The organism is Ruegeria sp. CDSA241 (genome assembly GCF_059611265.1).
The window spans coordinates 219443-232932 of record NZ_JBXWPF010000002.1; the positions used below are offsets into that span (position 1 = coordinate 219443).

Annotated in this window: 13 protein-coding genes; 9 read left to right on the plus strand and 4 right to left on the minus strand. The window is 54.5% G+C overall.

Features of this window, described 5'->3' with window-relative positions:
* Positions 1-20: 20 nt before the first annotated feature.
* On the minus strand, positions 21-1124 hold the full coding sequence (locus tag AC2FJV_RS03205; RefSeq protein ID WP_271946820.1) for a DUF6456 domain-containing protein: 1104 nt from the start codon (positions 1122-1124) through the stop codon (positions 21-23).
* A gap of 241 nt (positions 1125-1365) precedes the next feature.
* On the opposite strand from AC2FJV_RS03205, the gene AC2FJV_RS03210 reads away from it, so the two are divergent.
* Complete coding sequence (locus tag AC2FJV_RS03210) at positions 1366-1674, plus strand: DUF6477 family protein (RefSeq protein ID WP_142634139.1); 309 nt, start codon at positions 1366-1368, stop codon at positions 1672-1674.
* Here AC2FJV_RS03210 and AC2FJV_RS03215 read toward each other — a convergent pair.
* The gene (locus AC2FJV_RS03215; protein WP_281972186.1) at positions 1667-3211 is read right to left on the minus strand and encodes a trimethylamine methyltransferase family protein; all 1545 of its coding nucleotides are present in this window, start codon (positions 3209-3211) and stop codon (positions 1667-1669) included. The two genes, AC2FJV_RS03210 and AC2FJV_RS03215, sit on opposite strands and share 8 nt — an antisense overlap.
* 276 nt (positions 3212-3487) lie before the next feature.
* Here AC2FJV_RS03215 and guaA point away from each other — a divergent pair, with 276 nt between their 5' ends.
* The 8 genes from guaA (at position 3488) to AC2FJV_RS03255 (ending at position 11936) form a co-directional block, all read left to right on the plus strand.
* A complete protein-coding gene (guaA, locus tag AC2FJV_RS03220) occupies positions 3488-5047 on the plus strand; it encodes a glutamine-hydrolyzing GMP synthase (RefSeq protein WP_142634143.1) in 1560 nt (519 codons plus the stop codon).
* A gap of 96 nt (positions 5048-5143) precedes the next feature.
* Positions 5144-6043 (plus strand): DMT family transporter, encoded by a 900-nt coding sequence (locus AC2FJV_RS03225; RefSeq protein ID WP_142634145.1) that lies wholly within the window; start codon positions 5144-5146, stop codon positions 6041-6043.
* Positions 6044-6168: 125 nt separating this feature from the next.
* Positions 6169-7293, plus strand: coding sequence for an OmpP1/FadL family transporter (locus AC2FJV_RS03230; protein ID WP_142634147.1), 1125 nt, complete (start codon positions 6169-6171; stop codon positions 7291-7293).
* Between the two features lie 232 nt (positions 7294-7525).
* Positions 7526-8398, plus strand: a complete 873-nt coding sequence (locus AC2FJV_RS03235) for an ATPase (protein ID WP_496712603.1) — start codon at positions 7526-7528, stop codon at positions 8396-8398.
* 39 nt (positions 8399-8437) lie between these two features.
* Positions 8438-9355, plus strand: a complete 918-nt coding sequence (gene metA, locus AC2FJV_RS03240) for a homoserine O-acetyltransferase MetA (protein WP_496677757.1) — start codon at positions 8438-8440, stop codon at positions 9353-9355.
* A 58-nt stretch (positions 9356-9413) separates the two neighbouring features.
* Positions 9414-10298, plus strand: a complete 885-nt coding sequence (locus AC2FJV_RS03245) for an alpha/beta fold hydrolase (RefSeq protein WP_496687840.1) — start codon at positions 9414-9416, stop codon at positions 10296-10298.
* A 49-nt stretch (positions 10299-10347) separates the two neighbouring features.
* The gene (gene ppk2, locus AC2FJV_RS03250) at positions 10348-11217 is read left to right on the plus strand and encodes a polyphosphate kinase 2 (protein WP_496712606.1); all 870 of its coding nucleotides are present in this window, start codon (positions 10348-10350) and stop codon (positions 11215-11217) included.
* Positions 11218-11321: 104 nt separating this feature from the next.
* Positions 11322-11936 carry a TetR/AcrR family transcriptional regulator gene (locus tag AC2FJV_RS03255; RefSeq protein WP_142634158.1) on the plus strand — a complete coding sequence of 205 codons (615 nt, stop codon included), beginning with the start codon at positions 11322-11324 and terminating at the stop codon, positions 11934-11936.
* 5 nt (positions 11937-11941) lie between these two features.
* Here the strand turns inward: AC2FJV_RS03255 and AC2FJV_RS03260 are convergent, their stop codons facing one another.
* Complete coding sequence (locus tag AC2FJV_RS03260) at positions 11942-13000, minus strand: adenylate/guanylate cyclase domain-containing protein (protein ID WP_271946800.1); 1059 nt, start codon at positions 12998-13000, stop codon at positions 11942-11944.
* Positions 12997-13398: a group I truncated hemoglobin gene (locus tag AC2FJV_RS03265; RefSeq protein WP_345741800.1), complete on the minus strand. Its 402-nt coding sequence runs from the start codon at positions 13396-13398 to the stop codon at positions 12997-12999. Before AC2FJV_RS03265 ends, AC2FJV_RS03260 begins: the two co-directional genes overlap by 4 nt.
* Between the last annotated feature and the right edge of the window lie 92 nt (positions 13399-13490).

Sequence of the window (13490 nt, forward strand, 5' to 3'; positions counted from 1 at the left end):
AACCAAAACCGATCAAAGCGTTATCCGATCATACGGCTGCGCTCTTCCTGATCCTGGTAATGACGTTTCAGGCGCTGTAATGCGATACGCAAAACGATTTTGCCGGACCGCGCTGACCACCCCATTCGCTTTTCCGCCAATTCCAACCCTTCCAGATAGCAACAGCAGCGCAAAGCCACGTCGCTCAGCCCCGGTCCAAGGTCAGACAATGCACGCTCTACGCGGTCGCGCGCTTCTGAAGAACCCCGGTTGCCAGTGTCGCCGCTTCCAAAACTTCCGCGCCCACCGGCAGTCAGGAAATGGTCCCAGTTCTGTGCAACCTGAGGTCCGATCTGAGCCAGTTCAAAATCCTCGCGCAGGCGCTCTCCTGCCCCGACAAGTGCTTCATCTAAAAACGGCTTTCCATCCCGATCCCGACGCCTTGCCAGGGCGATCAGCGGGCTTTCTGCGGCGCTATAGCGCATTCTTCTGGGACGTTCTGGATGGGCGCGGTTTGTCGTCGCGTGAGAGGGCGCCCCATGAAACGAAGAAGGCGCTTCTGCCATTCCATGTTCGTTGCGAGACCTTGCCTGGTTCTCGAAATCGGCCATTAACTGGCTCAGTGCCGTGCGGCCCGCGCTGGTAATCCGGTAGCGCGATATCCGGCCTGGGTTGTCGCAGGAAATCCAATCCTTCAACGCCAACGCCTGTGCGATCCTGCAATCAACCACTGCAGTTCTGGTCGCAGCGGCTTCGCCGGTATCGCGCACCACCACTGCTTTGTTCATTTCTTCAGCGACAGCCAGGACCGAACCGGTCTCACACAGTCTGCGCAGTACCCTTAGGGCCTCGTGGTTGAATTCTTCTTTTTCGACGTGTGAATTATGACTGAACGCTGAAACCGTGCGATCAGAAGCATCATTGACCGAAAAATGTTCTTCGGCCAACGACTGCAAAGCCGCATCCACCAATGGATCGTCACGACGCATCTCAATTCGGCGGATTTGTCTAAGAATGGTCGAAGCATGGCACCCCGCAGATCGCGCAATATCGCGGATCGACTGGCCGGTTTCTGTGTGGGCCAGGTATCGCTGTGCCCCCTCAGGTACCCAAGCCGGAATGGTGAAAGCCATGTTGTTTTCCATAGTTCTGTGCCCTCATCGACGAAACAATCTGTTCTCTATCGCCCCCGGTGACTTTGTTAACCAATTCTAACTAGAGTCGCTTTCGTTACTCGTTCGTTAACTGCCGGAGGTGATGACCAGATTTCATTCAAATTCATAAACACTCATGAAGCGAGAGTTCGGGGAGAACCCGATTAAGGCAACACCCGCTTAGGTTGTGTAACAAATTGGGCAACATTAATCCGACAAGTGGAGCCCAATGATGCAGGACCTGATGACCATGATTTCCGCCCTCCGCCGCCCCCGCCTATTGGCGCGGGCAGCCAAACACGGCGCACAGGACTATGATCGGGACCGCCACCTGCAACGCATACTTGGGTACGGATCGCTACCTGGGTCGGGTGCGGCGCTGATGCGTTTGATGGATATTGAACGAGAGGTTAACGCGCAGAGACTGGCAGAAGATGCAGGCTATTCGCTGGTCCGTCATTTGGACCTTCTGATCGCGCTATTGGGTGAGGCGCAGCTGTACAAAGCCAGCCGCGCCTCACAGTTTTCAGTTATCAGCTGAAAGCGTCCGGCATGGAGGTCTTTTTCTTTTCAACATATTCGGTCAAAGCGCTGTGAATTCCCGGGTCGAGTTCCGGTTGCTTGTAGTTGGCAATCAAATGCTCGACCCGAGACGAGGCCAACTGCCGCGTATCGCGCGCGCCCTCGTCTTCCCAGGTTTCGTAAGGTTTGTAGTCCAGCAGGTCGGACTTCCAGAACGCCTCTTTGAAGTTTGCCTGCGTATGGGCACATCCCAGATAGTGGCCACCCGGGCCGACCTCGCGGATTGCGTCCATGGCCTGAGCGTTCTCATCATAGGCCACACCCTTGGCCAGACCGTGCAGAACGCCAAGTTGATCTGCGTCCATGACGAACTTTTCAAAGTCCGCAACCAGGCCGCCTTCAAGCCAGCCGCAGGAATGCAGCATGAAGTTCACACCCGCCATCAGCCCCATGTTCAGCGAGTTCGCGGTCTCATAAGCGGCCTGCGCATCGGGCAGTTTCGAGCCACAGAACGACCCGGCTGAGCGGAACGGCAGACCCAGACGCCGCGCCAGCTGTCCCGCGCCATAGGTAACCATTGACGCCTCGGGTGTGCCAAAGGTTGGCGCGCCTGAGTTCATGTCGATCGACGAAACGAAAGCACCAAAGATAGCAGGCGCTCCCGGGCGGATGATCTGACTGTACGCGACACCGGCCAAAACTTCGGCCAGAACCTGTGTCAATGTCCCCGCTATCGAAACCGGCGCCATCGCACCACCGACGATGAACGGCGAGATGATGCAGGCCTGATTATTCCTGGCGTAGACTTCCAGCGACCCCATCATCACATCGTCGAAGGTCATCGGCGAGTTGATGTTGGTCAGCGAAGTCATGACCGTGTTTTCCTGAACAAACTCTTTGCCGAACAGGATCTCACACATTTCCACCGAATCCTGAGCGCGGCTGGGATCGGTGACCGAGCCCATGAATGGCTTGTCCGATAAGGTCATATGCGCCATCAGCATGTCCAGGTGACGCTTGTTCACCGGAACGTCTGTGGGTTCGCACACAGTACCGCCCGAGTGGTGCAGCCACTTTGACATGTAAGCCAGTTTCACGAACTTGTTGAAATCGTCCATGGTCGCATAGCGACGGCCACCTTGCGCATCACGCACGAACGGAGGGCCATAGACCGGCGCCAGAACCAGATTGCGACCGCCGATGACCACGGACTTTTCCGGGTTTCTTGCGTGCTGCGTGAACTCGCTTGGCGCAGTTTTGATCAACTCGCGCGCAAGGCCGCGTGGGATGCGCACCCGTTCGCCATCCACATCGGCGCCCGCGTCTTTCCAACGTTCCAGCGCCGCAGGGTTGTCGACAAAATTGACGCCGACTTCGGCCAGAAGCGTTTCCGCATTTGTTTCGATGATCTGCAACGCTTCTTCGTTGAGAACCTCGAAATTCGGAATATTGCGTTCGATGTACTTTGCGGTCTCGATACGAACCGCTGTACGTTCGGCCCGGCGGGCAGCGCCACCGCCACCTCTCGCCCTGCGCCGGGTGTTTGCCTCTGTCATGAGAAAATCCCGTATCAGTTGTTGAATTTACATGTGTGTTACAGGAACCCGCCGCAATGGCAGTCGTGGATAACGGCGCTATAGGGGAAAAAGCGACAAAATGTCGGGGACAACCGCCACAAATGACCCAGCACATGTTTTTAAAGTCGCGCGGGTCTTCGTCATTCGTTTCGGGACCGTCCACCAGACTAGCGGGCCCTAACCGCGACCAACTGGCGTGTCTATACCACTTGAAATCCCTTGCGCTTATCATCTTCGCAACCTAGTAGCAGACCCATGACCCAAGACACCCATGACCGCCTTCTGATCATCGACTTCGGCAGCCAGGTAACGCAACTGATTGCGCGCCGCCTGCGTGAGCTGAATGTCTATTGTGAAATCCATCCTTATCAGAATGTTACGACGGACTTTGTTCGGAAAATGGCCCCAAAGGCCGTTATTTTCTCGGGCGGTCCCGATAGCGTGACACGAGAAGGGTCTCCGCGGGTCCCGCAGGAAATCTTTGACATTGGCGTTCCTATCCTTGGTATCTGCTATGGGCAGCAAGTGATGATGCACCAGTTGGGCGGCAAGGTTGAAAGCGGCCATGGCACCGCAGAGTTCGGCCGCGCCTTTGTGACCCCCAAAGGCCAACTGGATATTCTCGATGGCTGGTTCACCGACGGCGATGAACAGGTCTGGATGAGTCACGGCGACCATGTCAGTGAAATCGCGCCGGGGTTTCAGGTTTATGGCACCTCGCCCAACGCACCGTTTGCGATCACCGCAGACACGTCCCGCCATTTTTATGCTGTTCAATTCCATCCCGAGGTGCACCACACACCAAAGGGCGCCAAGCTTTATGAGAATTTTGTAAAGCTCGCCGGGTTCAGCGGCGATTGGACCATGGGTGCCTATCGCGAGCAGATGATCGCGACAATCCGCGAACAAGTGGGCGACAAACAAGTGATCTGCGGTCTGTCCGGAGGTGTCGATAGTTCGGTCGCGGCGATCCTGATCCACGAGGCGATTGGCGACCAGCTGACCTGTGTGTTCGTTGATCACGGCCTGTTGCGCAAGAACGAGGCTGACGAAGTCGTCGGCATGTTCCGCGACAACTATAATATTCGGCTGATCCACGCGGATGAAAGCGATCTGTTCCTAGGTGAGCTTGAGGGGCAAAGCGACCCGGAAACCAAGCGCAAGATAATTGGCAAGCTGTTCATCGACGTGTTCCAGAAACATGCCGACACGATCGACGGGGCGGAATTCCTGGCCCAAGGTACCCTCTACCCTGATGTGATCGAATCCGTTTCGTTCTCAGGCGGGCCTTCGGTCACGATCAAAAGCCACCACAATGTTGGTGGTCTGCCAGAGAAAATGGGTCTGAAACTGGTCGAACCGCTGCGCGAACTGTTCAAGGACGAAGTGCGCGCATTGGGACGCGAGCTGGGCCTGCCCCAAAGCTTTATCGGCCGCCACCCCTTCCCCGGCCCTGGTCTGGCAATCCGTTGCCCCGGTGAAATCACCCGCGAAAAACTAGATATCCTGCGAGAAGCCGATGCGATCTATATCGACCAGATTCGCAAACATGGGCTTTATGATGATATCTGGCAGGCCTTCGTGGCGATCCTGCCGGTTCGAACCGTCGGCGTCATGGGCGATGGCCGCACGTACGACTATGCCTGCGCCCTGCGGGCAGTTACCTCAGTCGACGGGATGACCGCCGACTATTACCCGTTCAGTCATGAATTCTTGGGCGAAACCGCCACCCGGATCATCAATGAGGTCAAAGGCATCAACCGATGCACCTATGACATCACATCGAAGCCTCCGGGCACAATCGAGTGGGAATGAAAACAAGCCGGGCCAGCGCCCGGCTTTTTTGTTTCTGCGACACAAATATTTAGTTACCAATCAACATCGTAGAACTCCTAGTGCGCGGGCAACTCAATGGAAAGCAGCAAACCCCAAATCGGCAAAGCCGCGCTGTGGATGATCGGGGCGATCGCATCCTTTACGTCTATGGCCGTGGCCGGACGTGAGCTGAGCGTCACCCATGACACCTTTGAGATCATGTTTTATCGCAGCCTAGTCGGCATGTGCGTGGTCAGCCTTGTCCTGACGGTTACGGGAAAGTGGCATCAGGTATCGACCGAACGGATTGGCCTCCACGGGGTACGAAATACCCTGCATTTCACCGGTCAGAATCTCTGGTTCTACGCTGTTTCCGTGGCACCACTGGCACAGGTCTTTGCACTTGAGTTTACGCAACCGATCTGGGTGATCCTGCTGTCCCCAATGCTGCTGGCCGAACGGTTGACAGTCGTGCGGGTCCTTTCAGCACTTATCGGTTTTGCTGGTATCCTTATAGTCGCACGACCGGGGGCTGTTCCGTTAAGCGCAGGAATTGTCGCCGCCGCAATGTCGGCGGTGTTCTTCGCTTTGACTACAATTTCCACAAAAAAACTCACGCGTTCTGCAAGCATCGGGTGCATCATGTTCTGGCTTACCGTTATACAGGCTGGTCTTGGGCTGGCAGCCTCTGCGATCGACGGAGAACTTGCGTTACCAACGATGGCAACCGCGCCTTGGCTTTTGCTTGTAGGGCTTGCAGGCCTATTAGCGCATTTCTGCATTACGAATGCACTCTCAATCGCACCGGCTACGGTTGTGATCCCATTCGATTTTGCGCGCCTTCCTACAATCGCGATTGTCGGTATGCTTTTCTATCATGAGGCTCTCGATCAGTGGACGCTCGTGGGGGCTGCTGTCATTTTTGTGGGTATCTTCCTTAACGTTCAGTCGGAAAACCGTAACAGTTTAGCAACAGATTCTCGCAACACTCACTAAGGGTAACGTTCAGTCACCCGTTGACCAGCTATTGTAGAGAGAGTGAAATCCACCTGTAAGAATAACTCGGTTGTGCGCAGACACCACAAATTCGCGCAACTTAGCGACATAATTGGGAGGAATGGATGAAGAAGACGCTACTACAGGCGTGTGCTTTGTGCGTGGGCGCAACAAGCATTCAAGCCGGTGGTCTGGACCGTAGTGGACAGGGAATCAATATCATTTTCGAAGAGGGATCCGTGGTCCAACTTCGTCTTGGATATGCTTCACCCGACGTAAGCGGTGAACAAAATGGCGTAGAATCAGGTGATGTGTCGAATGCTTTCTTCTCACCGGGCCTGGCTTACAAACGTTCATTTACTGACAAACTGGACTTTGCGCTGATCTATGACGAACCATTCGGTGCGGATATTGGGTATTCCGCCGACTATCCCCTGTCGCAGAATCCAACTGCAGCGTTTGGAGGACGCAGCGGGATTCTGAGAGCCAGCGCTGATGTCGACTCCCTCACCGCATTGTTGCGCTACAAGCTTGACGGTGGCTTCAGCGCCATTGGCGGTATTCGCGCGCAACGTGCTAGCGCAAAAGTCGTTGTACCGGCAGCAGCCGGATACGAATTTGATGCGGATGCCGATACTGACTTTGGTTATCTCGTCGGGGTTGCCTGGGAAAAACCTGAAATCGCAGCTCGGGTTTCGCTGGTCTACAACTCCAAGATCACTCACGATCTGTCGTCGACCGAGTCGTTCAACGTAGTGCCGCCCGTCCCCGCCGGGTTGCAAACGATCGATGACACGACCAGGGTCGAGACACCGCAATCCATCAACCTGGATTTCCAGACCGGGGTTGCCCCAAAAACGCTGGTGTTCGGATCGATCCGCTGGGTTGACTGGCCTCAGACAGTAGTGGCACCTGCCGCCTATGTCGGGATCGTTGGGGACAACCTCGTCGACTTTGACGACGACACATTCACCTATACTCTTGGAATGGGATATCAGTTCTCAGAGGCTTTTTCTGGTGCGATATCTACATCTTACGAAAAGTCGAATGGTACCGAAGTATCAAACTTGGGGCCGACTGACGGTTTCTGGAGCATTGGCGTAGGCGGTACTTACACCGTGGAAAATGCTCAGATCTCGGGCGGTGTCCGTTATACGGACATTGGCGATGCGACAACCACCACGGGTGGTGAATTCAGCGGCAACTCTGCCTGGAGCGTCGGCCTTCAGTTGACCTACTCTCTGAACTGATCAGCGGCAAAACTGTTCACAAGGCTCCGCCCTCCGGCGGAGCCTTTTTTGCATAGATCCGCATGATCACGAATTGAGATGATGCGGTCCTGCGTGGCAAGGAACAGATATCTACTCCCATTCTGGCATAACGAAACCTATGCCCAAGACTGTTGGTTCTAAACAACCGCGCACGCGCGATTGACGCCGCCCCCCACCCGTTTTAGCAAGGTCGGAAAAGGGATAGTGGACAATGATCTACAACTCGGCAAAAGACTGGCGGGAAGCCGCGCGCAAAAAGGTGCTGTTTTTTGGCATGTCAGGCCTGGGAAAGACCTATGTGTCCAACGTTCTGCGCGATTCCGGGGACTGGTTCCACTATTCGGTCGATTACCGGATCGGCACGCGATACATGGGCGAGTATATCATCGACAACGCCAAAGCCGAGGCCATGAAGGTCCCTTTCCTGCGTGACCTGCTGTTGTCTGATTCCATTTACATCGGATCAAATATCTCGTTCGAGAACTTGACCCCTGTCGCCGCCTATCTGGGAAAACCGGGCAACCCGGCACAGGGCGGCATGGAGCTGACAGAGTATAAACGCCGTCAGGAACAATTCCGTTTGGCAGAAATTCACGCTCTGCTGGATACCGAGTATTTCGTGGATCGGGCGCAGAGATTGTACCAATACCCGCATTTCATTTGCGATACTGGCGGTTCGATATGCGAATGGGTTGACCCCAATGATCCGCGGGATCAGGTCCTGACTGAGCTGTCGCGTCAAACGCTGATGATTTGGATCAAAGGTGACGACGACCACACGTCCGAGCTGATCAGGCGCTTTGACCGTGCGCCCAAGCCCATGTCTTATCAGCCCGAATTCCTGACACGTGTCTGGGACGAATATCTGACCCAACAAGGCTGTTCCGCCGAACAGGTCGATCCCAACGCATTCATTCGCTGGACCTATGCCAAAGCTCTTGCGCACCGGCAACCGAGATACAGGGCAATGGCCGACAACTGGGGTCTGACGATCGCTGCCAGCGACATGCACAGTATTCGCGACGACGGTGATTTCGATGAGTTGATCGAACGTGCACTTGAGACCCGGCCAAAGCGCGATTAACTACGGCACTTACACTCTTAAACCAAAGGCTTGCATCCGATGCCGATCAAGATTCCCTCTGACCTGCCCGCATATGACGTTCTCACCAATGAGGGCGTCATGGTCATGTCCGAGGATCAGGCAATGCGTCAGGATATTCGCCCCCTTCGGATCGGGTTGCTGAATCTGATGCCCAAGAAGATTCAGACCGAAAACCAGTTCGCTCGCCTCATCGGTGCAACCCCTCTGCAGATCGACCTGTCGCTGATCCGTATGACCGAACATCGGACCAAGAACACCGCAGCCGAGCATATGGCCGAGTTCTACCGCCCGTTTCAGGAGGTAAGGGACCAAAAATTTGACGGCCTGATCATCACCGGCGCCCCTATCGAACATCTTGAATTCGAGGATGTCACCTATTGGGAAGAGATCAGCGAAGTATTTGACTGGACCCAGACAAATGTCCATTCGACCTTTGGCGTGTGCTGGGGCGGAATGGCGATGATCAACCATTTCCATGGGGTGCGTAAGCATATGTTGGACGCCAAGGCTTTCGGATGTTTCCGGCACCGCAATCTGGCCCCCTCCTCACCGTTTCTGCGCGGGTTTTCCGATGATTGCGTCATCCCGGTCAGCCGGTGGACCGAGATGAAGCAGGCCGAAATCGACAACGCTACGGGCCTGACCACCTTGCTGGGTAGTGATGAGGCAGGCCCCTGCTTAGTCGAAGATAAGGACCATCGTGCGATTTATATCTTCAACCACTTTGAATATGACAGTGATACGCTCAAGCAGGAATATGATCGCGATATCGACAACGGCACACCGATAAACGTGCCGATGAACTACTATCCAGACGACGACCCCTCGCGCCGGCCTCAGAACAGATGGCGCAGCCATGCGCACCTGCTCTATGGCAACTGGATTAACGAAATCTATCAGACAACACCGTTCGATATGGATCAAATTGGTTCTTAAAACCATCATAGCTCTTGCCCTGCTGATTGCTGGCCTGGCCACCGCTACAACTTGGCGCGTGTCACGGAACGAAGCTGTAGCCGAGGCCAGTTTCCCACCCGAGGGTCAGCTGATCGACGTCGATGGAGTCAGCGTTCATGCCGTAGTCATGGGGCACGGGCCCGATGTCGTGCTGATCCACGGATCCAGTGGCAACACTCGGGACATGACTTTTGCCCTCGCACCAATTCTGGCAGAAGATTTCCGTGTCATTGTTTTTGACCGGCCCGGACTGGGGTATTCCGACAGCTTCAATCCGGACGGAGAAACCCTTGAAGAACAAGCCGAAATCCTACGCCGTGCAGCTGTCAAGCTGGGCGCGGACAAACCCATTGTTGCAGGGCAAAGCTATGGCGGGTCGGTGTCGCTGGCCTGGGCGGTTACACAGCCCGAACACATCTCGGCGCTGGTGTTGATTGCCCCTGCCGCGATCCCTTGGGAAACGCCGCTGGATGGTTTCAACCGAATGGCCGCGACCAAGCCCGGAAACGCGCTTGTGCTGCCGTTGATCAACGCCTTTGTCCCCGATTGGTATGTCGAGCAGGCCCTAGACGGTGTCTTTTCCCCCCAAACTGCACCCGAAGGCTATGCCGAACATTTCGGCCCCGGGCTGACCATGCGCCCGGCTTCGATGCATGCCAACGCAATGCAACGCGCCAATCTGTTGGACGAAGTTCGTGCGCTGCAGCCGCGCTATAAGAATATTTCGGTCCCGACCGAGGTTGTGCATGGCACCGCCGACACAACGGTCGGGTTGGAATGGCATGCGGAACCCCTGATCGACCAAATCCCCGGCGCTGAACTGATCGAATTGCCGGGAATTGGCCATATGCCACAGATCGTTGCCGCACCCGAAGTAGCGACCGCAATCATCCGGGCTGCTCAGCGGGCGGGTTTGCGTTAATTCCGAGGCTAATCCATAGTAAGATATGGATTTTATCGCGAGGTGACTCATGACACGAACTGGCAAAGGCACCATCGAGGAATATTACAAAAAACGTGCACCAGAAGAAGTCCGGAACGAGATCAAAGAGGCCGATAAGGATGACATTCTGAACCCTACATACCCCTATGACGAACACATGAAGCGTAAGGCGTATGAGAAACAAATGCAGTCCCTGCAGATCGAGCTTGTGAAAATGCAGCTTTGGGTGAAGGAAACTGGCCAGCGTGTCGCTGTTATCTTCGAAGGCCGCGATGCCGCTGGAAAAGGCGGGACAATCAAGCGGTTCCGTGAGAACCTGAACCCGCGTGGGGCCCGGAACGTTGCGCTCAGCAAGCCATCGGATCAAGAGCGCAGTCAATGGTATTTTCAGCGCTATATCCCACATCTGCCCGCAGCCGGAGAAATCGTGTTCTTTGACCGCAGCTGGTATAACCGCGGCGTGGTGGAAAATGTGTTTGGGTTCTGCAACACAGAACAGCGTGAACGCTTCTTCCGACAGGTTCTGCCGTTAGAGACCGGCCTGTGTGACGATGGTATCCGCTTGTTCAAGTTCTGGTTGAACGTCGGACGGGCCGAGCAGTTGAACCGGTTTCTTGCGCGCGAAACGGACCCATTGAAACACTGGAAACTAAGCCCAATCGATATCGCTGGCTTGGACAAATGGGATGAATACTCTGCTTCGATTTCCGAAACCCTTACACGCAGTCACAGCGAAGCCTGCCCCTGGACCATAGTTCGTTCCGACGACAAGAAACGGGCAAGGCTGGCAGCAATCCAAACCGTGCTTCATGCGCTGGACTATGATGAAAAGGACAAAAATGCGATTGGCGATATCGACACCAAGATATGTGGCGGGCCAGATATCTGGGATGCCTGATCTTTCTTGCCGGCCAATATCATCACAAAGATTGGACGAATACGTGCTACCGGTTTATGTCTTAGTTCTTCGAGAATTGAACAAAAAAGGCGTCTGAATCAGGGATGACAAAACGCGGGTATCACCACGGCAACCTGAAACAGGCTCTGATCGACGCAGCTCTGTCCCTGATCGAGGAAAAGGGTCCGACCGGGTTCACCCTGTCAGAGGCTGCAAAAGCGGCAGGCGTCACGCCTGCAGCTGTTTATCGCCACTATCACGGGCGCGAGGACCTGATCGCCGAGGCGGCGCGTCAGGGGTTCGAGATGTTCGCCGATCTAATTCAATTCGCTTATGACAAAGGCCAGCCTTCGGCGCTGGCTGCATTCGAAGCAACCGGGCGCGCCTATCTGGCCTTTGCGCGCAAGAATCCTGGCCACTATATCGCGATGTTCGAAAGTGGGATTTCTGTCAACCGCACCCCAGAACTTGCCCTAGCTGCAAACCGGGCCAGAGATGTTCTGGAGAAAGCTGCAGCCGATCTGTCGCAACATATTCCGCCGGAAAAACGTCCGCCAGCTTCAATGTTCAGCGCACATATCTGGGCGCTGAGTCACGGTGTAGTCGAATTGTTTGCCCGTAACACCGGCGCCACCGCACCCTTCCCGCCCGAAGATCTTTTGGAAACGGGGATCGGTATATATCTACGGGGACTAGGGCTGGTGCCTCCGGACGAATAAGGCCGTCAGAACACCGGTTTCCGTTGCGGAATGCTGAGACCGGATGTGACATTAATCAGATCCATCTCACCCATGCCCTTGATGTCCACACGCCCGATATCAGAGACCTGAAACTCGTCAATCAGGGCGTATTTCATTTCTTCAGGCGCAACAATGTTCATTGGGTTTGCAAAGACTTGCAGCCGGGAAGCGATGTTCACGGCGGGTCCGAATACATCATAGACATATTTCTGAATACCAACCACAGATCCCACCGCTGGCCCCATACCCAGCCCCACACGTGCCTGCCACTTGTGCGGATGGCTTTCATTTCTCCGCTCAAGATAGCGAAGGAACCTGACCGCACAATGGGCAGCAGCAGTCGCATGATCTGGCGTAGCATCCGGCATGCCTGACACCGCAAGATAAGCATCGCCAATAGTCTTGATCCGCTCACATCCGAACTGTTCGACAATCCGGTCAAAGGCAGTAAAGATGTCATTCAACTCGCTTAGGGTAACCGTCGGGTCCGTCTTGGCGGCAAAATCCGTGAACCCCACAAAGTCCAGCATCACAACTGACACCTGATCGTAAAGCTGCGGCGTGACCACACCGAATGTCTTGAATTCTTCATAAACAGCGCGCGGCATCAGGTTCAGCAACAGCCTTTCAACCCGCTCTTTCTCACGCTCCAACTCGCGCGTGTTGCGTTCGACCATGGTCGAGTAGCTGTCAATCATGCTTTCAAGTTCGCGGATTTTGGTGATGTTCTGAAACTCGATGACCAGAACCTGTTCCGAAAGACCGTTTGCCAGAGAAACTGCCGTTGCGAAAACCAATGTCCTGCGTTTCGGCTTGATCTGCAATTCGACCGAGTATCTGAGCCCCGATTGCTTTACGTCTTCAAGTTCACGCGCATCAAGGTCAGGAAAAATATCCAACAATGTCTGTCCATTAGCCGGAGGGCCAAACCATTCCTGAAAAGGGCCGTTGCAGAATACGAATGTAAGATCTGACGCCCGAACCACTGCGACACCAACACCGATCGCGCGCAGCAGTTGTTCATTGATCGCAAGAATACTCATGCCGCATCGCGCGTAACAATAATTGCGCGTTTGGATTCGATCGCTCCCAAGGCAATCTTTACGTGCCGATCTTCCATTCCATGTAACGCCAGCGCTTCACCAAACAGATCTGCCATTTCGTCAAAATCTGCGTGCGAGATGTTCAGATTTCTGTGAACCGCTTCAATTCGATCATCGCTAAATGATGTCGGACCACCGATCAGAGACGATACGAACTTGGTCTGGTGATCAATCAGCCTTGGCATGTCGATATCTTCGAAATGGTCACCGATCTGATCAGACTCCAGTGCCATTTCGTAAAAAGTCATTACGATCCGACTGATCGTTTTGAAACCGCCATAATGCTCATAGATTGTCTGACCCACACCAACCCCAAACCGGAAAAACACCAACAACACTGGAAGTTTATATCAAATTGACAGTTTTGTTAACGCTTATCGAGAATTACTATTTTTGCTTGGTTGGAAAGACGTGATCAGCTCATGATCTA